The organism is Maritalea mobilis, assembly GCF_019800885.1.
Classification (GTDB): Bacteria; Pseudomonadota; Alphaproteobacteria; order Rhodobacterales; family Rhodobacteraceae; genus Roseibacterium; species Roseibacterium beibuensis.
The window spans coordinates 424,772-447,555 of the sequence record NZ_JAHVKE010000002.1; the positions used below are offsets into that span (position 1 = coordinate 424,772).

Here is a 22,784-nt window from a genome sequence, read left to right on the forward strand (position 1 = left end):
CCTGCTTGCGGCGGGGCAGGGGATGGCTACACTCGCGACAATGACCCCCGACGCCCCCGCACATGACCTTCCCGATTGGCCCGTTTGCGCCCGGATCGACCTGCTTTCCCCGTTAGTGACAGAGCGGGTCGCAGAGCGCGTGGCCGGGGTGCTGAATGCCGGTGACACCCTGCTGCTGTCGGGAGAATTGGGCAGCGGGAAAACGCATTTCGCCCGCGCTCTGATCCGGGCGCGGCTGGGCCCCGAGGGTGCGGCAGAAGACATTCCATCCCCCAGTTTCACGCTGGTGCAGACCTATGATGCACCGGGGGCCGAAGTCTGGCATGCCGACCTCTACCGTTTGGGCCACCCGGACGAGATCTTCGAACTCGGGTTGGAGGCGGCGATGGAGGACGCGATCTGCCTTGTCGAATGGCCCGAGCGGATGGCGCCGGATTGGCCCGCCGCTGCCGCGCTGCTGCGGTTTCGGGTGACGGGTGAGGACAGCCGCGCCCTGACGGTGTCAGCGGGCAGCGGGGACCTTGGCGCCCGGATCGCGTCTGTGCTGGACGGGGTCGCATGAGCATTTCCAGGGATGAGTTTCTCGACCGCTGCGGCTGGGCCCATGCGCGCCTCGATCCCGTCGCGGGCGATGCCTCCACCCGGCACTACCTGCGCCTGACCGACCCGGAGGGCGCGCGGGCGATCCTGATGTGCGCCCCGGTCGACAGCACGGCGGACCGCGCGGCCTTCGATGCGTTTCGGCGCATCGGGGGGTATTTGCGGCATCTGGATCTCTCTGCGCCCGAGGAATACGCGGCTGCCTCGGCTGAAGGGTTCCTCCTGATGGAGGATTTGGGCGACCTGTCCCTGTCTCATTTGCTGGAGACGGGCGCCCCGGAGGCGGAGACGGCCTATCGGCAGGCCGCGCATCTCTTGCCGATCCTCGCCAAATCCGCGCCCGCGGGATTGCGCGCCCCGGATGCCGAGGCGATGGCCGCCATGGTCGACCTGACCTTTGACATGCTCGGTGCCGATGGTGTCGAGCTGCCAGCGCTGCGCGGCCGTTTGCGAGTGGGGCTGACCGATGCGCTGGCGCGTCATGCCGGGGGGGCGCCGGTTTTCGCGTTGCGCGACATGCATGGCGACAATCTGATCTGGATGCCGGATCGGGAAGGGTCGGCGCGTGTCGGGCTGCTGGATTACCAGGATGCCCTGCGGTTGCCCCTGGGCTATGACCTCGCCTCTCTTCTCGACGATGTTCGGCGCGATGTTCCGCACGCTTGGCGCAAAGATCTTGTAGAAGATCTTTCGGCGCAGATCGATGAAACCTACGAGGCGGCGACCGCACGCATCGATTGCCTGTCGCTTCAGCGCAATCTGCGCATTCTTGGCGTTTTCCGTCGGTTGTCGCGGCAATTCGGAAAACCTGCCTACGCGGATTACCTGCCGCGCACGCGCCGCCTGATCGCACGGGCCGTGGAAAACCCCGCGCTTGCACGGCTGCACCAGCCGGTCTCGGAGCTTCTGGACCGAACGGCCCATTGGAGTGCTGCATGAGGTCTCGTGCCTGCATGATCCTTGCCGCGGGGTTTGGCACGCGCATGGGCGCGCTGACGGCCGACCGGCCAAAGCCCCTGATCGAGGTTGCCGGTCGCGCGCTAATCGATCACGCGCTGGAGGTCGCCACGGCGGCGCGGGCCAAACCGATCGCGGTGAACGGGCACTACCGCGCCGGGCAGATGCAGGCCTATCTCTCGGCGCATCATCCCGGCGTGCATTTTCTGCATGAGGCGGATGAGATCCTCGATTCAGGGGGCGGGGTGAAGAACGCGCTGCCGCTACTGGGGGTTGATCCGATCTTCACGCTCAACGCGGATGCCGTCTGGTCCGGACCGACGCCACTGTCGGATTTGGAAGCCGCGTGGGACGGGCGCCGCATGGGCGCGCTCTTGCTGCTGGTGCCGCGCGCACGCGCGATCGGGCGCGAGGGCGGGGGCGATTTCGCGATGGATGCCGAGGGTCGGTTGACCTGGGACAAGGGGGCGGACGGGCTGGTCTACACCGGGGCGCAGATCCTTGACCCTGGCCCGGTTTCAAACCACCCGGACGCGGTGTTTTCCCTGCGGGACATCTGGCAGGGCATGATGGACGAGGGCCGCCTGTTTGGCGTGATTCACCAAGGCCATTGGGCCGATGTGGGCCATCCCGCGGGGATCGTGGCGGCAGAGGAGATGGTGCGACGTGACACGCCTGTTTGACCCGAGCGAAAGCCCACGGCTGTTCGCCACGCCCATCGGCGTGGATTTCTGCTCGGCCCTCATCAAGGGGCTGGACGACCGTTTGGCGGGGCAACCGCCCGAGGCGATTGCCCGGGTGGAGATCCACGTCGCGAACGCGCGGCTGCAACGGCGCATCCAGACGCTCTATGCCGAGCGGGGCGCGGGGTTTTTGCCGCGCATCCGCCCTGTCACCGCCTTGGGCGACCTTGCCGATCTGGCCGGGGTGCCGCCCTCGATCTCGCCCCTGCGACTGCGGCTGTTGCTGGCCGAACAGATCGGGCGGCTGATCGACCGAACGCCTGACCTCGCCCCGCGCACGGCGCTTTATGACCTTTCCGACAGCCTGGCCGATCTGATGGCCGAGATGTTCGAGGAAGAGGTCACGCCCGAGATGGTGCGCGATCTGGACGTCGCCGGGCATTCCGACCATTGGGCGCGGGCGCAGGCCTTTGTCACCGCGATCACCAGCTATTTCGCCGAGGAAGCCGCCCTGACGCCCGAGGCGCGCGCGGCCCGTGTGACCGACCGGCTGATCCGGCAATGGCAGGTCGCACCGCCCGATCACCCGGTGATCGTTGCGGGCTCGACCGGGTCGCGGGGGGCGACCTTGCGCCTGATGGAGGCGGTGGCGCGCCTGCCTCAGGGCGCCGTCATCCTGCCCGGGATCGACCGGGACATGCCGGCGGCCATCTGGCATCGCCTGCTCGAGGGGCGGCAAGGGCAAGGTCTGGCGGGCGAGGATCATCCGCAATTCCGCCTTGCCAAGGTTGCGTCCGTCATGGGGTTGGATCCGGCCCAGGTGCCGGACTGGGCGGACGGGGTGCCCCCGGTGAACGCCGCGCGCAACGCCGCCGTATCTCTGGCGCTGCGGCCTGCGCCGGTCACCGACCAATGGCGCGACGAGGGGCCGGGCCTGCCCGATCTGCAGCACGCCTTTGGCGCGGTCACGCTGTTGGAAGCACCCAGCCCGCAGGTCGAGGCCGGGGCCATCGCGCTGCGCCTGCGCAAGGCCGTCGCCGACGGGCAGCGCGCCGCTCTGGTCTCGCCCGACCGGGTTCTGACGCGGCAGGTCGCCGCCGCGCTGGACCGTTGGCGCATCACGCCGGACGACAGCGCGGGCGTACCTCTGGACCAGACCGTCGCTGGCCGCTTCCTGCGTCTGGTGGCCGAGGTTTTCACCGGGCCGATCACGGCGGAGTTGCTGATCGCGATCTTGTCGAACCCGATGTGCCATTCCGGCGCGGATCGCGGCCCGCATCTGCGGCTGATGCGCGAGTTCGAATTGGGCGGGCTGCGCGGCAAATCCGGCTTCCCGACACCGACTACCCTCGCCGACTGGGTCGAGAGGTTGAAGTCCGAGCAACAGGCAGAGGCGCGCGCTTGGGCCGACTGGGTGTGCGACACGCTGCTCGCGCCTCAAGTGGAGGGGGAGCAGTCCTTTGCCCGGCACGCGGAGCGCCATATCGCCCTCGCGGAAGTCTTGGCACAGGGCCGCACCGGCGAGACGACCGGCGAGCTGTATCTGCAAGAAGCTGGGCGTGAGATTGCGAAACTGGCCGCCGATCTGCGCGCCGAGGGCGACGCCGGCGGCGCGATGAGTGCGCGCGACTATGCCGACATGTTCGGCGGCCTGATCTCGGACCGACAGGTGCGCGAGGGGCTGCGCCCGCATGCGCAGGTCCTGATCTGGGGCACGCAAGAGGCGCGGGTGCAAGGCGCCGACCTCGTCATCCTTGCCGGGTTGAACGAGGGCACTTGGCCTGCCGCGCCCGAGGCCGATCCCTGGCTGAACCGCGCCTTGCGGGCCGAAGCGGGGCTGCGCCTGCCGGATCGCGTGATCGGGCTGTCGGCGCATGATTTTCAACAGGCCATTGCCGCGCCCGAGGTCTGGCTGTCGCGCGCGCGCCGCGACGCCGAGACCGATACCGTGCCCGCGCGCTGGCTGAACCGGCTGACGAACCTGCTGGGCGGGGCGAGCGATATGTCCGCCGAGGTGCTGGCGCAGATGCGCCACCGGGGCGAGGCGTGGATCGCGCTGGCCGAGGCGCTGGCCAGCCCCACGCCCGAACAGATGGACGGCGCGAGGCCCGCGCCACGACCGGCCCCCGCGCCGCCTGCGCCCGCCCGGCCGCGCAGCCTTTCGGTGACCCAGATCGAAAAGCTGATCCGAGACCCCTACGAGATCTACGCGCGCAAGGTTCTTCGCCTAAAGCCGCTCGATCCGTTGCGCCCGCAACCGGATGCGGCCGTGCGCGGCACCGTTCTGCATGACGTGCTGAACCGTTTTGTCGAGGACACGCGCGCAGGCCTGCCAATGGATGCTGCGGAACGGCTTTTGGCCATCGCCGACGCCGTGTTGGAGGATCAGGCCCCATGGCCCGCGGCGCGGCGTCTGTGGCGTGCGCGTCTCGCGCGGATCGTGCCGCATTTCCTGCGAACCGAGGGGGAGCGGCGTGGTTTCGCCGAGCCATGGCTGATGGAGACCCGGGCAGAGTGGGCCGTGCCGGGCACGGCCATGACGCTGCGCGGCACCGCCGACCGGATCGACCGCCTGCCCGATGGTCGGGTGGCAATCTACGATTACAAGACGGGCCAGGTGCCCACGCCAGAGCAGGAACGCGCCTTCAACAAGCAACTCTGGATCGAGGCGTTGATGGCCGAGAACGGCGCGTTCGACCGGCAGGATACCCCCGCCGAGGTCGCGCGCATCGCCTACTTGGGGCTTGGCGCGTCACCTGCGACGGTGGCGTATGATCCGACGCCGTCCGACCTTACCGAGGTGCGCGAGGGATTGCAGCGGCTGCTGGCGTATTTCGCCGAGGCGGGCACGGGCTATACCTCGCGCCGCGCGGTGTTCGAGGCGCGATACACGCGCGATTTCGACCACCTCGCCCGCTATGGCGAATGGGACGAGACCGAAAAGGCACGCGTGCAACCGGTGGGGCGGGACGATGGCTGAGGCAGGGGGGATGAACGAGGCCACCGAAGCGCAGGTGATCGCGGCGCGGCCCGATGCCTCGACCTGGCTGAGCGCGAATGCGGGTTCGGGCAAGACACGGGTACTGACCGACCGGGTGGCGCGGCTGTTGCTGGATGGGGTGCAGCCCGAGCGCATCCTGTGTCTGACCTACACTAAGGCCGCCGCGATGGAGATGCAGAACCGCCTGTTCAAGCGGCTGGGCGAATGGGCAATGGCGCAGGACGGCGAACTGCGCGAGGTGCTTGTGCAGGTTGGGGTCGAAGGCGACCGGCTGACGCCCGACCTGCTGCGCGATGCGCGGCGGCTGTTCGCCCGCGCGATCGAGGCGCCGGGGGGGCTCAAGATCCAGACGATCCATTCGTTCTGTTCCTCGGTGCTGCGGCGGTTCCCACTGGAAGCGCAGGTTTCGCCCGGCTTCACCGAGATCGACGAACGCGTGCAGGCCCGACTGATCGCCGAGATCCTTGACCAAATGGCCGAAGATGCCCGTGGGCGCGAGGCGATCGACGCGGTGGTGCCGTATCTCTCGGACGAGGACGGGATCATCTCGCTCGCCCGCGCGGTGGCGGGCAAGGCCGAGGCGTTGGCCGACCCGCTGGGATGGGACGAGATCTGCGCGTGGTTGGCGATCGACCCCGGCCTGACCGAGGAGGGCGTCATCGCCCATGCCCTGACCGGGGACGAGCAGGATATCTGCGATTCGATCTGGCCCTATCTCGATCCGGAAAACAAGCAGCAGGCCAAGCCACGCCGCGTGCTCGAAGCGATGCCGTGGGAGGACATGACCCTCTCCACGCTCAAGATGCTCGAAGAGATCTGCCTGAGCGGCGAAAGCGCGAAAGAGCCGTTCAAGGCCAAGGGCGCGTCGCTCGGCAATGCCGCCGTGCGCAGCCAACTCGACCCGGATGTGCTGCAGGGCTGGATCGATCTGGCCGACCGGGTGGAAGAGACCCGCCCCCTGCGCGTCGGGTTCGTGACCGCGCAGCGCGCCCATGCGCTGCACCGCTTCGCGGCCGCCTTCCTGCCCGCCTACGCGCAGGCGAAACAGGCGCGCGGCTGGCTCGATTTCGATGACCTGATCGGCAAGATGCGTACACTCCTGAACACGCCGGGCGTCGCGCAATGGGTGCTGTTCCGTCTCGACGGAGGGATCGACCATATTCTTGTAGATGAAGCCCAGGACACCAGCCCGGACCAATGGGATATCGTTGCGCGGTTGGCCGAGGATTTCGCGGCCGGCGAGGGCGCGCGGGCCGATGTGACGCGCACGATTTTCGTCGTAGGCGACAAGAAACAGTCGATCTATTCCTTCCAGGGCGCGGACCCGTCCGAGTTCGACCGGATGAAGGCGCTGTTCTCGGACCGCCTGCGCGGGATCGGCCAGAGCCTCGCCGACCGTGAACTCGTGTGGTCCTTCCGCTCTGCCGCGCCGATCCTCGACCTTGTCGACCGTGTCTGCGCAGGCGGTGCGGCCCCCGGCTTGGGCGAGGGGATCGAACACAAGGCCTTCAAAGGCACCAAGCCGGGCCGCGTGGATCTTTGGCCCGTCATTCCAAAGGCCGACGATCCCGAACACCCCGACTGGGACGACCCGCGCGATATCGTGGCCGAAGATCACCACAGCGCGCGGCTGGCCGCCCTCGTGGCCGAGCGGATCGAGTCGATGCTGGCCGAGGGCGAGGAGATCGAGGTTGGCGATACGCGCCGCCCGGTTCAGGCGGGCGATATCCTGATCCTCGTGCAGCGGCGCTCGGCGCTGTTTCGCACGATCATCTCCGAGATCAAGAAGCGCGGCCTTCCCATTGCGGGGGTGGACCGGGCGCAACTGACCGCGCCCATCGCGGTGAAAGACCTGATCGCGCTGATGCGCTTCCTCGCGACGCCGGAGGATGACCTTTCTCTGGCCGCCGTTCTGAAATCGCCGCTCTGCGGGTGGAGCGAGGATGACCTCTTCCGCTTGGCCCATGCGCGCGACGGCTACCTGTGGCGCGCGCTGAGGACGCGAGAGGCCGAGTGGCCCAAGACCGTTGCCATTCTGCGCGACCTGCGGGACCAAGCCGATTTCATGCGGCCCTACGATCTGCTGGAACGGGCGCTGATCCGGCATGACGGGCGTCGCCGCCTGATCGCGCAACTGGGGACCGAGGCCGAGGACGCCATCGACGCGATCCTGTCCCAGGCGCTGAACTACGAGCGGATGGAGGTGCCGAGCCTGACCGGCTTCGTCGGCTGGCTGGACACCGGCGAGGTGATGGTCAAGCGCGACCTTGCGCAGGCCCACGGCATGATCCGCGTAATGACGGTGCATGGCGCGAAGGGGCTTGAGGCGCCGGTGGTGATCCTGCCCGATTGCGCGCAGCGGCGCGGGCGGCCGCCGGGGGTGAACCTGGTGCGGGCCGAGGGTGGGCCGCTCGTCTGGGCCGGGGCGCGCGGGGACATGGCCGACCCGGTGCGCGACGGCCTCGCCGCGAAATCGGAGCGTGACAGGGAAGAGGCGAACCGCCTGCTTTACGTGGCGCTGACACGGGCGGAAAGCTGGCTGATCGTGGCCGCCGCCGGGGATGTCGGGCGTGCCGACGACTCGTCTTGGTACAAGACGGTCGAAGCGGCGATGGCGGGGATGGCGTGCACACCGCTGGACGTTCCGGGTGTGGAGGAACGCGGCCTGCGCGTGCAAAGCGGTGATTTCCCCGTGCGCGGGCGGTCGGTCGCGGCGCTGACGCCCCGCCCAACGCTGCCCGAATGGGTGGATGCGCCGGTGCCTGCACAGGCACGGCCTGCGAAACTGCGCACGCCCTCCGACCTCGGTGGGGACAAGGCCTTGCCGGGCGAGGGCGTGGGCGACGGGGAACCCGACGCCTTGCGGCGCGGGCGGCTGGTGCATCTGCTGCTGGAACATCTGCCGCGCCTGGCGCAACCGGCCTGGGCCGGGGCCGCGCCGGGCATCGCCGTGCTGGAGGCGCCCGACGTGACGCCGGACGAACTTGCGCCATTGCTGGCCGAGGCGACCAGCGTGCTGACCGACGCGGCGCTGGCGCATCTGTTCACGCCCGAGGCCTTGGCCGAGGTGGAATTGTTCGGCCATAGTCAGGCCTTGAATGCGCCGCTGATGGGCGTGCTCGACCGCCTTATCGTGTCGGAGACCCGCGTTCTGGCGGTCGATTACAAGACCAACCGCATCACGCCGGATCGCCCCGAGCAGGTGCCCGAGGGGCTGTTGCGGCAGATGGGGGCCTATGACGAGCTTTTGCGCCAGATCTACCCGGATCGAACGGTCGAGGTGGCGATCCTTTGGTCGCGGACACGCGCGCTGATGCCGCTCCCCCACGATCTGGTGAACGCCGCCCTTGCCGGCACGCCGCCCGCTTGACCTTGCCAAGGACCGTCCATACCTTGCGTGCCTGACATCAGACACCCCCAAGGATTCCGCTCAGGAGGGCCTATTCAATGGCAACCGTTTCCGTCACCGACGCCACGTTCGACGCCGAAGTGCGTCAGTCCGACATCCCCGTGGTTGTCGATTTCTGGGCCGAGTGGTGCGGCCCGTGCAAGCAGATCGGCCCGGCGCTGGAAGAGCTGTCGGACGAGTATGACGGCAAGGTCAAGATCGTGAAGGTCAATGTCGACGAGAACCCGCAATCGCCGATGCAGATGGGCGTGCGCGGTATTCCGGCGCTCTTCATGTTCAAGGATGGCGAGGTCGTGTCGAACAAGATCGGCGCCGCCCCCAAGGCCGCGCTGCAAAAGTGGATCGACGAGGCCGTCTGAGCCCTCGCCTTACCGCGAAATGAAGAAAGGGGCGCCCGTCGGGGTGCCCCTTTGTGTTGTCATGGCCGCTTTGCATTTGCCGTGGATTGTCTTTCCACGCCAATGTGGTGCCATGCCCGCGTGGGACGTTGCCCCGCGCGATATGCGCTCCGCACGGAACCGAAGACCCGAGAAAGGACAGAACATGGATATCGAAGACCTGGCCGGTGGCACGCTGGAAACCTGGACCCCCGAGGAAGTCGAGCGTGCGTTGAAGAACGGCGAGATCGTGCTTTTGGACGTGCGCACCCCGAACGAATACGTGCACGAACATATTCACGGCGCGCTTCTGTTGCCGATGCAAGATTTCGAGCCGAGCTTCGTGCCCCATGACGAGCGGCCCCTTGTGCTGCATTGCGGGTCGGGCATCCGCTCGAAGATGGTGGCCGAGCGCATCATCAAGTCCGGCGTGACCAAGGTCGCCCATATGGGCACCGGCTTCACCGGGTGGAAGGAAAGCGGGCTGGAATACATGGGCACCAACCCCGCCGATGGTGCCCCCAAGAAGATGCGCAAGCAGGTCTGACCAGGGTCGATTAGGCCCGCCGGCCGCGGGGGCGGCGGGTCATTCCCATTCCATCTGCTGGAACAGCATTTGCGCGTTGCGCCCGGCCAGCGCGTCGAACTGGTCGAGATGGGAAAAGGCGGATTGGTCGACCTCGACCGCGCCGATGATGTCACCGCCCGCGTCGATATGGGCGCGCATCACCTCGCGCAGATGGGCCAGGTAGTCACGGGTGTCGGCGCGAGCCGCCTCCAATGTGAGTGCAGGTCCGTGCCCGGGTACCACGATCGGCGGGTCCAGCGCGGCCACGGCGTCGAAGCTCTCGATCCAGCCGGCGCTGTCCGAGACGTCGAGAAGACCCAGCAAGCGCCCGACGAAAACGATGTCGCCGGTGAAGACGACGCCCGCCTCGGGCAGCCAGACGAAACTGTCGCCCGGTGTATGGGCCGGGGCGACGTGGTGGACCTCGACCGCAACGCCGCCCTGGGTGAAGGCGTAGCTGTCCGTGAAGGTCACATCGGCTTGGGCGGGTTCGGTGCCATTCAGCCCCGCCTCGCCCACCAGTTCCCGCAACATGGTCAGTTGAAGCGATGCGCGCGCCCGTTGGTCGGCCATGGCGGATTCGGCCGCGATGACCCGCGCGCCTTGCGCCTGCCAGTAGCCATTTCCAAGCCAGCGATGATCCTGCCCGCCCGTGTCGATGACCGTGGTGACCGGCTGATCAGTCAGACCCCGGACGACCTCGGCCAACGCCTCGGCACCGGCCCATGTGCCGCCCGGATCGATCAGGATCGCGCCGTCGGTCGTTTCGATCAGCCCGAAGGTGGCGTTGTTGCCGAGGTTCTCGGCGTTGCGCTGTTCGGTGGGTCCTTCGATGGCCCAGATGCCGGGGGCGATCTGCTCGGCGTCCAACCCTTGGGCGAAGACCGGCGCAGCGAACGAGGCCACGACAAGCGCGGCGCAGCGGATCAGGTGCAGCATGGGCGGGGCCTCCTCCTCCCCGACGAACAGGCTAGGCGGGGAAAGCGTCTGCGACCAGCGGGGATCGTGTCACACCAGAAAGGGGGACGCTGAATGCAGAAAGGGCGCCCCGTTGGGACGCCCTTTCTTTCTTTATGTCCGAGGGATCAGCCCTTGGCGAACTCGGGGTAGGCTTCCATGCCCAGCTCGGCCACGTCGAGGCCCGACATCTCTGCCTCTTCCGAGACGCGGATGCCCATGGTGAGCTTGAGGATGAACCACACGACCAGGCTGACCACGAAGGTGAAGATGCCGTAAGCCGCGATGCCCAGGAGCTGCGTGCCGAGGCTGGCGTCGCCATTGTAGAAGATGACGGCGATGGTGCCCCAGATACCGGCGAAGAGGTGCACCGGAACGGCGCCGACCACGTCGTCGATCTTCAGCTTGTCGAGCAGCGGCACGGTGAAGACCACGATGATACCACCGATGGCACCGATCCAGAGCGATCCGAAGAGGGTGGGCGCCAGCGGTTCAGCAGTGATCGACACGAGGCCGGCCAGCGCGCCGTTCAGCACCATGGTGAGGTCGGGCTTGCCATAGACGACCTGCGTCAGGATCAGCGCGGTCACGGCACCGGCAGCCGCCGCCATGTTGGTGTTGGCGAAGATGCGCGACACGTCGGAGACGTCACCCACGGTGCCCATGGCCAGCTGGGAGCCGCCATTGAAGCCGAACCAACCCAGCCACAGGATGAACGTGCCCAGCGTGGCGAGGGCGAGGTTCGAACCCGGCATCGGGTGGACCTTGCCGTCCTTGGAGTACTTGCCCAGGCGCGGACCCAGCACGATGGCACCGGCCAGAGCGGCCCAGCCACCCACGGAGTGCACAACGGTCGAACCGGCGAAGTCGGAGAAGCCCGCCTCGGACAGCCAGCCGCCGCCCCACTGCCACGAGCCCGAGATCGGGTACATGACACCCGTCAGGAGCACGACGAAGACCAGGAAGGGCCACAGCTTGATACGCTCGGCCAGCGCACCCGACACGATCGAGGCGGTGGCGGCAACGAAGACCAGCTGGAAGAAGAAGTCCGAACCGACCGAGGCGTAGTCGAGCGCCGCGTCAGCAGCGGCAACACCCACCGGGTCAAGTTGCGTGATGACGAAGAAGCTGCCGACATATCCGTTGAAGTCGCCCGGGTACATCAGGTTGAAGCCGATGAGCCAGTACATGATCGCGGCCACCGAGTAGAGCGCGATGTTCTTGGTCATCTGCATGGTGACGTTCTTGGACCGCACGAGGCCGCCTTCGAGCATGGCAAAGCCAGCCGCCATGAAGAAGACGAGGAAACCTGCCATGCAGAACAGCAGGGTGGTCATGATGTAGGGGCCGATCTCGTCGAAGGACGGCGCGGCGTCCTGCGCAAGGGCCATGGTCGGCAGCGCGATCGACGCGACAGCGGCCAGGGGAAGGAGCTTGGTGAGTTTCATTTGGAGTGTACCCTCTGGAAAGGACGCGGGCTTTACAGCGCGTCGTCGTTGGTCTCGCCGGTGCGGACGCGCACGGCGCTTTCCACATCGAGAACGAAGATCTTGCCGTCGCCGATCTTGTCGGTCTTGGCGGTCGTCTGGATGGTTTCGACCACCTGGTCGGCCATCGAGGCCGCGACCACGATCTCGAGCTTCACTTTCGGCACGAAATTCACGGCGTATTCGGCGCCGCGGTAGATTTCGGTGTGACCCGATTGAGAGCCGAAGCCCTTGATCTCGGTCACCATCATGCCGCGCACCCCGATGGAGGTGAGCGCTTCACGCACCTCCTCGAGCTTGAACGGCTTGATCGCTGCGATGATGAGTTTCACTGCTGTCACCCTTCCGGTTGCTGATGTCCCCGCCCCCGTCCGCCGCGATATGCGACCGGGAACGTCACGGGGCTCAAAACAGGGCGTGACGGGTCTCAGGGCAACGAAGGGGGCCGGATTCCGGACAACCTGAAGGCGATTTTGCAAATTTTTTGCGCAAAAATGATGCGATGCACATTTTTTGGGCAGATCAATCATTCGGCACTGCGGCAAGAACCCTCCACATGCGACTCGAATTTGCTTACATTTGGTCAAAACAAAGGCAGGCAGCCGAAAGGCATTTTTCAGATGAGCAATTCAGGACAGGGGCGCAGACCGCCCGCGCGAGGCCAGCGCAGCCTGGTCGCCGACCGGCGGACAACTTCATCGCGCAGCACGCCCAAGCCCAAGCGCAAGACGACCGGCGGCAAGTCCTCGGGGTCGGGTGGCGCGCGTCGGACCCGCCGCACGCGCAAGACCCGTGCCGCCCGTCCGCGCGGTCCCCTCGGTTGGATCGCCTATGCCTTTCGCGTGATCCTCCGCATCATCTGGGGCCTGATCTGGCGTGGGGCCGCTGCGGCCATGCTGCTTCTGGGGCTTGCCACGGCCTACTACTACATGCAGCTGCCAGACCAGGTCTCGACCATCGTGGATGCCCGTGCGCGCGGGTCGGTGACGATGCTTGACCGGGACGGCAACGTCTTTGCATGGCGGGGCGAACAGTTCGGCGGCATGATCGACGCCGAAACCGTCAGCCCCCACCTTGTGAACGCTGTGGTCGCGACTGAGGATCGGCGTTTTTATCGCCACCTCGGCATTTCGCCGCGCGGGATCGCCAGCGCGATCCGCATCAACCTGCGCGAGGGGCGTGGGCCATTATCCGGCCATGGCGGCTCTACCATCACGCAGCAGGTGGCCAAACTGATGTGCCTCGGCGTCGCCTACGACCCGGATGAATGGGCGACGGAGGCGGAATACGAATCCGACTGCCGCGAGACGTCGATCTGGCGCAAGATCCAGGAAGTGCCCTTCGCGCTGGCGATGGAGTTCCGCTACACCAAGGACGAGATCCTGTCGGTCTATCTGAACCGCGCCTACCTCGGCGCGGGCGCGCGGGGTTTCGAGGCCGCCGCGCAGCGCTATTTCAGCGCGTCCGCGGCCGAGGTGAACCCGCAACAATCCGCGATGCTGGCCGGTCTTCTGGTGGCCCCGTCCTATTACGCGCCGACACGAAATCTGGAACGGGCGCAGGAACGGGCGAATGTCGTGCTGAACCTGATGGAAGAGCAGGGCTACCTGAGTGCGGCCGAGGCCGATGCCGCCCGCGCCAACCCTGCACGCCTGTCCGAGGCGGCGGAACAGAATATCGGTGGGTACTTTGCCGATTGGATCATGGCCGAAGGGCCGGACTTCCTGACGCGCGAGACGACCGAGGACGTGGTGATCCGCACCACTTTCGACCCCGAGATGCAGGCCGCGGCCGAACGCGCGCTGCAAAACGTGTTCGAAAACCAGGTGCGCGCCGGGTCCGAGGCGCAGGCCGCCATCGTGGTGATGAGCGCGGACGGGGCCGTGCGCGCCATTGTCGGCGGGCGGGACACGCAAGGCGCGGGCCTGTTCAACCGCGCGACGCAGGCGATGCGGCAGACCGGATCGGCTTTCAAACCGTTCGTCTATGCCACGGCCCTCGATCTGGGCTGGCGATTCGACGACATGATCCTCGACGCACCGCTGACTATCGACGTGCCGGGTTCCGGCCCCTATTCGCCCACGAACTACACGGGCGAGTATTATGGCGAGGTGACCCTGACCGACGCGCTGCGGACTTCTCTCAACACGCCGGCGGTACGGATCGCGGACGAGGTGGGGCTCGACCTTGTGCGCACGGTCGCCTCGGAATTCGGGATTGAAAGCGACCTGGCTGCCGGGCCGGCGCTGGCGCTGGGCGCCTCGGAATCGACCCTGATCGAGATGACGGGCGCTTTCGCGGGCATCCTGAACGGTGGCTCGGCGGTGCGGCCCTACGCGGTGCAGGAACTGCGCCTGCTGGGCGATGACACGCCGATGTTTGAACAGCGCACGGGTATCCGGGAGCGCGTGATCTCGGAATTCGCGGCGCGGCAGCTGACCTACATGATGTCCGAGGTCGTCGCGAGCGGCACGGGTCGCCGCGCGGCGCTTCCCGATCGGCCCGTGGCGGGCAAGACCGGCACAACACAGGCCGCGCGGGACGCGTGGTTCCTGGGCTTCACGGCAGATTACGTGGCCGGTGTCTGGATGGGCTATGATGACAACACGCCGCTGTCAGGCGTGACGGGCGGCGGCCTGCCCGCCGAGATCTGGCGCCAGACCATGGAAGAGATCCACCGCGATCTGCCGCCCCGCCCGCTGCCGATGATCGACCCTGTGGCCGAAGCGCGGCAGGCGCCGCAGGTGGTCGAAGAGCAGCCGCAAGGCCGCCGTCCGGACTTGGCGGAACAGATCTTGATGGAAGTTCTCGGCGGGCTTTTGGGCCGCAACTGACGCGAACCGATGGCGCTTTGGGGCGTATCCCCGGGCGTCTACATCGCGCGCAGGTCGCGGGCCAGCCGGTCGATATCGCCGCCGCGTGCTTCGAGCATGGCGCCGATTTCGGTCCGCTCCGAGATCATCAGGTTCACGCCTTCGATGATGAGGTTGAAAAACCGCGGGCTGCCCGACCCGTCCGAGACGAACCAGCGCAAGTCATACGGCGCATAGCCCGGCTGGTTCACGACCGAGATCACCTCTCGGAAGCTGCGCACCTGGCGTGATCCTGTCACCGTGATGGTCGAACCGATGAACTCGCGAAAGCGGCGACCGTACTTGTTGGCGATGTAGATGCCGAATGCCTCGGTGAAGGCGCGCAGCTGGGCGGCGCTTGCCGTCCGGGCCGGGGGCCCGAGAACCGAGCGCGCGATCACGGGCACGTCGCCATAATCTCGGAAGACGTTCTGAAAATCGCGCAGCATGGATGCCTCGGACCGGCCCGAATTGATGATCGACATCACGTCGGCCACGGCGCGGTTGACCAGTTGCTCGGCGGCGGCAGCGCTTTGCGCCTGCGCGCTGCCAAACGACCCGAAGCCGGGAAACAAGGCGCCCAGGCTGGCTGCACCGATCAGGTTGAGAAAGCGGCGGCGGGTCTGGCGGGACTGACGGAACATCGTGTCGGTCTCCTTCCTGGCGATTGGGACTACTGGGCGTACGGGTCGAAATAGGGGTCCGAGTACGGATCGTAATAAGGGTCGGCCATCGGATCGGCGGCAGCGACCGCGTCGTCCGCCGCATCGCCCTCGGCATACGGGTCGATATAGGGATCGAAATAGCCATCCGCCGTATCGCCGCGCAATTCGTAGCGGCGGTTCTGCAGGTAGAGCGACCGCATCTGGAGGTAACTGTCCTCGGACTCGTAGAGCACACCTTCGACCGAGCCTGCGAATTCATGACGGGTGTTGAGGCGACCGGCGATGCGCGCCGCGGTGATGTAATGGCTTTCGGGCGGCTGCGCGACATGGCGCAGCGGGTTCAGCGCGAAATCCACGACCATGCCCACCGTGTCGCGGGTGGTCGATGGCCCCAGCACGGGAAGGACGACGTAGTCCCCCTCGGGGAAGCCATAGACATGCATCGTCTCGCCGAAATCGGTCTCTTCGGCATCAAGCCCCATGTCGCTGGCCGGATCCAGAAGGCCGCCCAGCCCAATCGTCGAATTCACGGCAAATCGCAGCGTGTTGCGCGCGGCATCCTCCAGCCGGAGCTGCAGCAGGTTGTTCAGAACGTAACCCGGTTGGCTGAGGTTGGACGCAAAATTGCTGACGCCACGCCGAACGGGTTGGGGGATCGCGTCGCCAAATCCGTCCGAGGCGGGTCCCACCAGCGCACGGTCGAGCGCAACGTTCAGCCGGTGAACGGAGCGGTTCTGATCTTCGCTGGCATCGGGCACCTGGTCGCCCGGGGGCAGGGTCGCCGGCCCGCAAGCGGCCAATGCGGCGAGCGTGATAGCCCCCACTGCACGGGCCAGATGCCCGCGCCATGCAGCACGATTGGGAGATCTACGATCAGTCACGTGGCAGCTTCCCTTGGACTCCCCTTATCATCATGTAGCCTATCGGCGCTGCGGTCGCGGGGAAAGGGCTGCCGTGCCACGGTAGGGAATTTGGAAAACCTTAAACGGGCATTAATCTTGTGCTGGCATGGATAAGCGGGCAGATCACGTTTCGATGATGGGTGGGGGACAGGCCGTGAACGGCCCCGAAAGAAAAGCAGACGTCAGGTGACAACGCAGCGCGTTCAAACCCGGGCCGCGACCCCGGCCGCCGGTCGCCCCCAAACGGGCGGGCCGATGGTTCGGCGTGCCGAACTGCGCGAATTCCGCCGCAGAAACGCGTGGTTGCTATGGTCAATTGCCGCTTTCAGCATGGGTGTGAACCTGCTGATGCTGACCGGGCCGATCTATATGCTGCAGGTCTATGACCGGGTGCTTGGATCTGGATCGGAGGAAACGCTGCTGGCGTTGACCATCCTGGTGGCCTTTCTGTTCCTGATGATGGGCTTTCTGGATTTCGCCCGCGGACGCGTTGGCGCGCGCTATGGTGCCCGTTTGCAGGAATCCCTCGATGACCGCGTGTTTCGCGCCGCTCTGGAACATGCGCGGCGCACCGGCGCGATGCAGCCGGCGCTTCGAGATCTCGGCGCGGTGCAGCGCCTTGCCGCTTCTCCGGTCTTCATGGCGCTGTTTGATCTGCCTTGGACGCCGTTGTTCATCGGCGCGATCTTCTTGTTCCACCCTTGGCTGGGCTGGCTCGCGCTGGCGGGCGGCACGATCCTGGTGTCGATCACCCTGCTGAACCAACGTGTATCGCGTGAACCGCTGGCCGAAGCGGCGATGGCCAACCAGCGCGCCGAGCAGATGGCCTCCGAGATGCAGTCGGAAGCGGAATTGATCCGGTCCCTCGGCATGACCGGGGCCGCTTTCGACCGCTGGCAGCGGCAACGCGCCAAGGCACTTGATGACGCGATGCTGGCGGCCGACCGCGTGGGGGGCTTCACCACGATGACCCGCACGCTGCGCCTGTTCCTGCAATCGGCGATCCTTGGGCTTGCGGCTTATCTCGTGCTGCAAGGCCAGCTTTCGGCGGGGGCCATGATCGCCGGCTCCATCCTGATGGGCCGCGCCTTGGCCCCGATCGAGCTGGCCATCGGCCAGTGGCAGGCCATTTCCGAGGCGTGGCAGGGCTATCGGCGGTTGGGCCAATTGTTGGAGGCCGAGCCGGGGGAATTGCCCCGCATGCCCTTGCCGCGCCCGAAGTCGCGCCTTGAGGTGTCGCAGCTTTCCGTCGTGCCGCCGAGCGGTGCGCGTCCCACGCTTCGCGGCGTGAATTTCGAGGTCGAGCCAGGCATGGCGGTGGGCGTGATCGGCCCGTCCGGCTCGGGCAAGTCCACGCTGGCGCGCGCGGTGACGGGTGTCTGGCAACCGGCGGCGGGGCAGATCCGCCTCGATGGGGCCTCCATTGACCAGTATCATCCCGATACGCTGGGGCAACTGATCGGCTACCTGCCGCAATCCGTGTCCCTGTTCGATGGCACCATCGCCGAGAATATCGCCCGTCTGGAGGGAGAGTTCGATGGCGCGCGCGTGGTGGCCGCCGCGCAGAAGGCCGCCGCGCATGACCTGATCCTGGCCTTGCCCGATGGATATGACACGCGTGTCAGCGGCGTGTCCGCACGCCTGTCGGGCGGGCAGATCCAGCGCATCGGGCTGGCCCGGGCGTTGTACTCCGATCCCGTGATCTTGGTTCTGGATGAACCGAACTCGGCGCTCGACAACGAAGGGTCCGAGGCACTGAACAAGGTGATTGATGCGCTCAAGGCCGATAACCGGGCCGTTCTGATCATGGCGCACCGGCCCTCGGCGATCCGGAAATGCGACAAGCTGATGGTGCTGAAGGATGGTGTTCCGGCCGCCTACGGGCCGACCCGCGAGGTGCTGGAAAAGGTGGTGCGCAACTTCAAGGATCTGACGCGCCCCGATGGCGGCGGCGGAGGTGTCGTATGACCGGGCCCGAAACCCGTCCGGACGACCGTGGCATGCCGCATCCGGTCACGCCGGCGCGCCCACGCCCGGCATGGTCCGTGCGTGGGCCGATGCTGATCGGCTTTCTTGCCGTAGGCGTACTGATCGCGGGCGTGTTCGGCTGGGCGGTGAGTTCTCGCCTTGCCGGGGCAGTGATCGCGGCGGGCCAGATCGAGGTCGACCGCAATCGCCAGCCGTTGCAGCACCCCGAAGGCGGGCTGGTGGCCGAGCTTTTCGTCGAGGAAGGGCACCTGGTCGAGGCGGGCGACCTGATCCTGCGCCTTGACCCGGCGGATTTGCAGACCGACCTGATCGTCGCGCGCGATCGTCTGGCCGAGTTGCGCGCACGCCGTGCCCGCCTCGAAGCCGAGCGTGACGGGGCAGAAAGCATCACCTTTTCCCCGGCGCTTCTGGCCGATGCCGAGGCCGACCCCGAGATCGCGGATTTCCTCGAAGGGCAGCGCAACCTCTTCGATGCGCGGGTCGAGACCCTGGAAGGCCAGGTGAACCAGCTGTCCCAGCGGCGGAACCAGATCGATCTTCAGATCGAGGGGTTGAACGCGCAGGAGGTCGCCCTGACCGAGCAACTGCTCATCATCGAACAGGATCTCGCCCGCCAGCAGGATGCGCTGGACCGGGGCGTCGGGCGCAGTGCGCCGGTGTTGCAATTGCAGCGAGACTCGGCGCGCATCCGGGGGCAGTTGGCCGAGATCGAGGCCAGCCGGGCCGAGACCGCCGAGCGCCGGACGGAGATCGAACTGGCGATCCTGCAACGCATTTCCGACCGCCGCGAAGAAGCGATCTCGGAACTGCGCGAAATCCGGGCCTCGGAGCAGGAACTGGCCGAGGAGGTCGCGGCACTTGAGCGAAACCTCCAGGAGCTAGACCTGCGCGCGCCCGTCAGCGGTGCGATCTTCGGGCTTGCCGTTTTCGGAGACCGCGCGGTGGTGCGCCCCGCCGATGAGCTGGGCTACATCGTGCCCGACGACCGCCCGCTGGTCATGTCGGTGCAGGTGCCGGCCATCGACATTGACCAGATCTATATCGGCCAGCCGGTCAGCCTGCTTTTCCCGGCCTTTCCGCAACGCGACATGCCAGACCTTACCGGCGAAGTGACGCTGATTTCCGCCGATGCTTTCCTCGACGAAGACACCGGCACCAGTTTTTACAGGGCAGAGATCATCATGCCGGAAGATCAGCTTGCGCTGTTGGGTGACCGGCGGCTGATTCCCGGCATGCCGGTGCAGGCCTTCATCCGGACCGCTGACCGGACCCCGCTGGATTATCTGCTGGAGCCTCTGACCGACTATTTCAGCCGGGCGTTCCGCGAAAGCTGATCCGCTTGGCGGTTCGATGAAACTTGGACGACATGGGCCGCGTGCCCTTTTCCTTTCCCCGGCGCATCGCTAGCCTCGCGCCGAACGACGAAACGGCGCGCCCGACGGCGCCCAGAATACCGGAGAGACCATCCATGAGCGGAGATATCGAAGCACGCCTTGCAGAGCTGGGCGTCACCCTGCCCGACGCACCGGCCCCGGCCGCCAATTACGTGCCCTACGTGGTGGTGGGCGACACCGTCTATGTCTCGGGGCAGATCTCGATGGCAGATGGCGAGATGATCAAGGGCAAGCTGGGCCAGGACATGGATACGGCCACCGCCGCAGCGGCCGCGCGGCATTGCGCGATCTCGCTGCTGGCGCAGGTCAAGGCAGCCTGCGGCGGGGATATCGACCGGTTGGAGCGGGTGGTGAAGCTGACCGGCTTCGTCAATTCCACGACCGATTTCGGCGAACAGCCCGCCGTCGTGAACGGGGCTTCGGATTTTCTGGTCGAGGCCCTGGGCGACAAGGGACGGCACGCTCGTTCGGCCGTCAGCGCCGCATCCCTCCCGTTCGGTGTCGCGGTCGAGATCGAGGGGATCTTCCAGATCCGGAGTTGAACCGATGATCCTGCCGCCCGAGTTCCTGCAAGCCCCCATCGCGCACCGCGCCCTGCACGACATGGGGCAGGGCATCCCCGAGAACAGCTTGGCGGCGATCCGCAGGGCCATGCGCGCGGGCTACGGGATCGAGATCGACATCCAACTGTCGTCGGATGGGCAGGCGATGGTATTTCACGACCACACGCTCGACCGTCTGACCCATACCACCGGCCCCGTGCGAGACCGTCCCGCGCGGGAGCTGTGCGATCTGCGCCTGACCGACTCGGAGGACTACATCCCGACGTTGCGCCAGGTGTTGGAGGTCGTGGGCGGGCAGGTGCCGCTGCTGATCGAGTTGAAAGACCAGTCAGGCGGTGTCGGGGCCGATGACGGGGCATTGGAGCGCGCCGTGGCGCGGGAGCTTGCGGAGTACACGGGCCCCGCCGCGGTGATGAGTTTCAACCCCTACATGATCGGCGTGATGCGCGAGATCGCCCCGGACGTGCCGCGTGGCCTGGTCACTTGCGGCTTCATCCCGTCGAAATGGCCGCATCTGAGCACCGAGCATTGCAACGCGCTGCGCTCGATCCGGGCTTACGGGCAGGTCGGGGCACGGTTCATCAGCCATGACTGGACGGACCTCGGCTCTCCCCGCGTGACCGAGTTGAAGGCGCAGGGCACGCCGATCCTGTGCTGGACCGTGACCAGCCCGCAGGTCGAATCCGAGGCGCGCCGCGTCGCCGACAACATCACTTTCGAGGGCTACGTGCCGCCGATCCCGGCCTGAATTGCCCTCGCGCGCGAAGGTGAATTGACGGCTGCGCCCTCGGCCCCATCTTGAGCGACGTGCCAGCACTGATGCCGGAGAGCGACCTTGGACGGCAGCACCACAATCGAGATCGAGGTTCTTTCGACACTCGCCCAGATCGACCCGGCCGAATGGGATGGCTGCGCATGCCCCGAGGCAGCGGATGGGGGCCGCCCCGTGGACCCGTTCACGACACACCGGTTCCTGTCGGCGTTGGAAACCTCTCGCTCGGTCGGCCCCGGCAGCGGGTGGGAGCCGCACTACCTCGTGGCGCGCACGGATGGAGAGGCCATCGCCACGGCCCCCCTCTATGCCAAAGGTCATAGCCAGGGCGAGTATATCTTCGACCACAACTGGGCCCATGCCTATGAACGCGCCGGCGGGCGCTATTACCCCAAGCTGCAAATGGCCGTGCCTTTCACCCCGGCGACAGGTCGCCGCCTACTGACCAAACCGGGCTGGGAGGAAACAGGCCGCGCCGCGCTGGTGCAGGGGGCGGTGCAACTGGCGGCCGAGCATGACCTTAGTTCGCTGCACATCACCTTCTGCACCGAGGGTGAGGCGCAGGATGGCGACCGCATGGGCCTGATGCGCCGCTGGAGCCAGCAGTTCCATTGGGAAAACCACTGGTACGACACCTTCGATGACTTTCTCGGCTCGCTCAGCTCGCGCAAGCGCAAGAACATCCGCAAGGAACGTCAGCGGGCGCAGGGTTTCGGCGGAGAGATCGTCGCGCTGACCGGGGATCAGATCCGGCCCGAGCATTGGGACAGCTTCTGGGCCTTCTACCAGGATACCGGCGCGCGGAAATGGGGCACGCCTTACCTGACGCGCCGCTTCTTCGACGTGGCGCATGACATCTTGCGCGACGACATGCTGCTGGTCCTGGCGATGCGAGAGGGGCGACCCGTCGCCGGTGCGCTGAACTTCATCGGGCGCGAGGCGCTCTATGGCCGGTACTGGGGCTGCATCGAGGATCACCCCTGCCTGCATTTCGAGCTGTGCTACTATCAGGCCATGGATTTCGCCATCGAACAGGGCCTGAAAACGGTCGAGGCCGGGGCGCAGGGAACCCACAAGCTGGCCCGCGGTTATATGCCGGTGACCACCCATTCGCTGCACTGGGTGCGCGACCAAGGTTTTGCCGAGGCCATCGCGCGCTTCCTGCAGGCCGAACGCGAGGCGGTCGACGAAGAGATCGAGGTGCTGACCACCTACGGTCCGTTCAAGAAGGCCCATGTGGAGGAACAGGAATGACCACGCCGCAGAAACTGACCGGGGAAGACCGCGCAAATGCGCTGGCCGCCTTGGCCAAGGAGGGATGGCGCGAAGCCGAGAACCGGGATGCCATCACCAAGCGTTTCGAGTTCGACGATTTCAACGATGCCTTCGGCTGGATGACCCGCGTGGCTCTGGTGGCCGAGAACATGAACCACCATCCCGAGTGGTTCAATGTCTACAAGACCGTCGAGGTGACGCTGACCACCCATGACGTCGACGGGATTTCAAACCTCGACGTCGCGCTTGCCTCCAAGATGGACCGTTTCGCACGCGGCGCCTGATCTTTTCGATCTGAAAGACTGACCAACCAGCGCCGTGCAAGCGGCGCCC

20 protein-coding genes and 1 tRNA gene are annotated in these 22,784 nt (G+C 66.5%); 16 read left to right on the forward strand and 5 right to left on the reverse strand.

Annotated features, from left to right (window positions below; genetic code table 11):
• The first annotated feature begins 40 nt into the window (after nt 1-40).
• The 7 genes from tsaE (at nt 41) to KUV65_RS10830 (ending at nt 9,574) form a co-directional block, all read left to right on the forward strand.
• Complete coding sequence (gene tsaE, locus KUV65_RS10800) at nt 41-562, forward strand: tRNA (adenosine(37)-N6)-threonylcarbamoyltransferase complex ATPase subunit type 1 TsaE (protein ID WP_222190480.1); 522 nt, start codon at nt 41-43, stop codon at nt 560-562.
• Nucleotides 559-1,539: an aminoglycoside phosphotransferase family protein gene (locus KUV65_RS10805; protein ID WP_222190482.1), complete on the forward strand. Its 981-nt coding sequence runs from the start codon at nt 559-561 to the stop codon at nt 1,537-1,539. The genes tsaE and KUV65_RS10805 overlap by 4 nt, the downstream gene beginning before the upstream one ends.
• Nucleotides 1,536-2,240 (forward strand): nucleotidyltransferase family protein, encoded by a 705-nt coding sequence (locus KUV65_RS10810; RefSeq protein ID WP_222190484.1) that lies wholly within the window; start codon nt 1,536-1,538, stop codon nt 2,238-2,240. The genes KUV65_RS10805 and KUV65_RS10810 overlap by 4 nt, the downstream gene beginning before the upstream one ends.
• Nucleotides 2,224-5,220 (forward strand): double-strand break repair protein AddB, encoded by a 2,997-nt coding sequence (gene addB, locus KUV65_RS10815; RefSeq protein WP_222190486.1) that lies wholly within the window; start codon nt 2,224-2,226, stop codon nt 5,218-5,220. The genes KUV65_RS10810 and addB overlap by 17 nt, the downstream gene beginning before the upstream one ends.
• Complete coding sequence (addA, locus tag KUV65_RS10820) at nt 5,213-8,611, forward strand: double-strand break repair helicase AddA (RefSeq protein ID WP_222190495.1); 3,399 nt, start codon at nt 5,213-5,215, stop codon at nt 8,609-8,611. Before addB ends, addA begins: the two co-directional genes overlap by 8 nt.
• Nucleotides 8,612-8,688: 77 nt before the next feature.
• Entirely contained in the window at nt 8,689-9,009 is a 321-nt protein-coding gene (gene trxA, locus KUV65_RS10825) for a thioredoxin (protein WP_222190497.1), read from the forward strand.
• Between the two features lie 184 nt (nt 9,010-9,193).
• Nucleotides 9,194-9,574, forward strand: a complete 381-nt coding sequence (locus KUV65_RS10830) for a rhodanese-like domain-containing protein (protein WP_222190499.1) — start codon at nt 9,194-9,196, stop codon at nt 9,572-9,574.
• Nucleotides 9,575-9,613: 39 nt separating this feature from the next.
• Here KUV65_RS10830 and KUV65_RS10835 read toward each other — a convergent pair whose 3' ends face one another.
• Nucleotides 9,614-9,919: a hypothetical protein gene (locus KUV65_RS10835; protein ID WP_222190501.1), complete on the reverse strand. Its 306-nt coding sequence runs from the start codon at nt 9,917-9,919 to the stop codon at nt 9,614-9,616.
• Nucleotides 9,920-10,002: 83 nt separating this feature from the next.
• Between KUV65_RS10835 and KUV65_RS10840 the strand changes: the two genes are divergently transcribed.
• Both KUV65_RS10840 and KUV65_RS10845 read left to right on the forward strand, forming a co-directional pair.
• A tRNA-OTHER gene (locus tag KUV65_RS10840) sits at nt 10,003-10,116 on the forward strand.
• Nucleotides 10,076-10,627, forward strand: coding sequence for a hypothetical protein (locus tag KUV65_RS10845; protein ID WP_222190503.1), 552 nt, complete (start codon nt 10,076-10,078; stop codon nt 10,625-10,627). Before KUV65_RS10840 ends, KUV65_RS10845 begins: the two co-directional genes overlap by 41 nt.
• Nucleotides 10,628-10,680: 53 nt before the next feature.
• Here the strand turns inward: KUV65_RS10845 and KUV65_RS10850 are convergent, their stop codons facing one another.
• Both KUV65_RS10850 and KUV65_RS10855 read right to left on the reverse strand, forming a co-directional pair.
• Complete coding sequence (locus KUV65_RS10850; RefSeq protein ID WP_222190505.1) at nt 10,681-12,000, reverse strand: ammonium transporter; 1,320 nt, start codon at nt 11,998-12,000, stop codon at nt 10,681-10,683.
• A 32-nt stretch (nt 12,001-12,032) separates the two neighbouring features.
• The gene (locus KUV65_RS10855) at nt 12,033-12,371 is read right to left on the reverse strand and encodes a P-II family nitrogen regulator (RefSeq protein ID WP_025311633.1); all 339 of its coding nucleotides are present in this window, start codon (nt 12,369-12,371) and stop codon (nt 12,033-12,035) included.
• A gap of 288 nt (nt 12,372-12,659) precedes the next feature.
• On the opposite strand from KUV65_RS10855, the gene KUV65_RS10860 reads away from it, so the two are divergent.
• A complete protein-coding gene (locus KUV65_RS10860) occupies nt 12,660-14,873 on the forward strand; it encodes a transglycosylase domain-containing protein (protein WP_222190507.1) in 2,214 nt (737 codons plus the stop codon).
• Nucleotides 14,874-14,911: 38 nt separating this feature from the next.
• Here the strand turns inward: KUV65_RS10860 and KUV65_RS10865 are convergent, their stop codons facing one another.
• Both KUV65_RS10865 and KUV65_RS10870 read right to left on the reverse strand, forming a co-directional pair.
• Nucleotides 14,912-15,535: an MlaC/ttg2D family ABC transporter substrate-binding protein gene (locus KUV65_RS10865; RefSeq protein WP_222190509.1), complete on the reverse strand. Its 624-nt coding sequence runs from the start codon at nt 15,533-15,535 to the stop codon at nt 14,912-14,914.
• A gap of 29 nt (nt 15,536-15,564) precedes the next feature.
• Nucleotides 15,565-16,437, reverse strand: a complete 873-nt coding sequence (locus KUV65_RS10870) for an MlaA family lipoprotein (RefSeq protein WP_222190517.1) — start codon at nt 16,435-16,437, stop codon at nt 15,565-15,567.
• A gap of 276 nt (nt 16,438-16,713) precedes the next feature.
• Between KUV65_RS10870 and KUV65_RS10875 the strand changes: the two genes are divergently transcribed.
• From KUV65_RS10875 to KUV65_RS10900, 6 genes are all read left to right on the forward strand, one after another.
• Nucleotides 16,714-18,426: a type I secretion system permease/ATPase gene (locus KUV65_RS10875; protein ID WP_222190519.1), complete on the forward strand. Its 1,713-nt coding sequence runs from the start codon at nt 16,714-16,716 to the stop codon at nt 18,424-18,426.
• On the forward strand, nt 18,423-19,781 hold the full coding sequence (locus KUV65_RS10880) for an HlyD family type I secretion periplasmic adaptor subunit (RefSeq protein ID WP_222190521.1): 1,359 nt from the start codon (nt 18,423-18,425) through the stop codon (nt 19,779-19,781). The genes KUV65_RS10875 and KUV65_RS10880 overlap by 4 nt, the downstream gene beginning before the upstream one ends.
• 134 nt (nt 19,782-19,915) lie before the next feature.
• On the forward strand, nt 19,916-20,383 hold the full coding sequence (locus KUV65_RS10885; protein WP_222190523.1) for a RidA family protein: 468 nt from the start codon (nt 19,916-19,918) through the stop codon (nt 20,381-20,383).
• Between the two features lie 4 nt (nt 20,384-20,387).
• Nucleotides 20,388-21,152, forward strand: a complete 765-nt coding sequence (locus KUV65_RS10890; RefSeq protein WP_222190525.1) for a glycerophosphodiester phosphodiesterase family protein — start codon at nt 20,388-20,390, stop codon at nt 21,150-21,152.
• Between the two features lie 87 nt (nt 21,153-21,239).
• Nucleotides 21,240-22,430: a GNAT family N-acetyltransferase gene (locus tag KUV65_RS10895; protein ID WP_261331735.1), complete on the forward strand. Its 1,191-nt coding sequence runs from the start codon at nt 21,240-21,242 to the stop codon at nt 22,428-22,430.
• Nucleotides 22,427-22,735, forward strand: coding sequence for a 4a-hydroxytetrahydrobiopterin dehydratase (locus KUV65_RS10900; protein WP_222190527.1), 309 nt, complete (start codon nt 22,427-22,429; stop codon nt 22,733-22,735). The genes KUV65_RS10895 and KUV65_RS10900 overlap by 4 nt, the downstream gene beginning before the upstream one ends.
• The last annotated feature ends 49 nt before the right edge of the window (nt 22,736-22,784 follow it).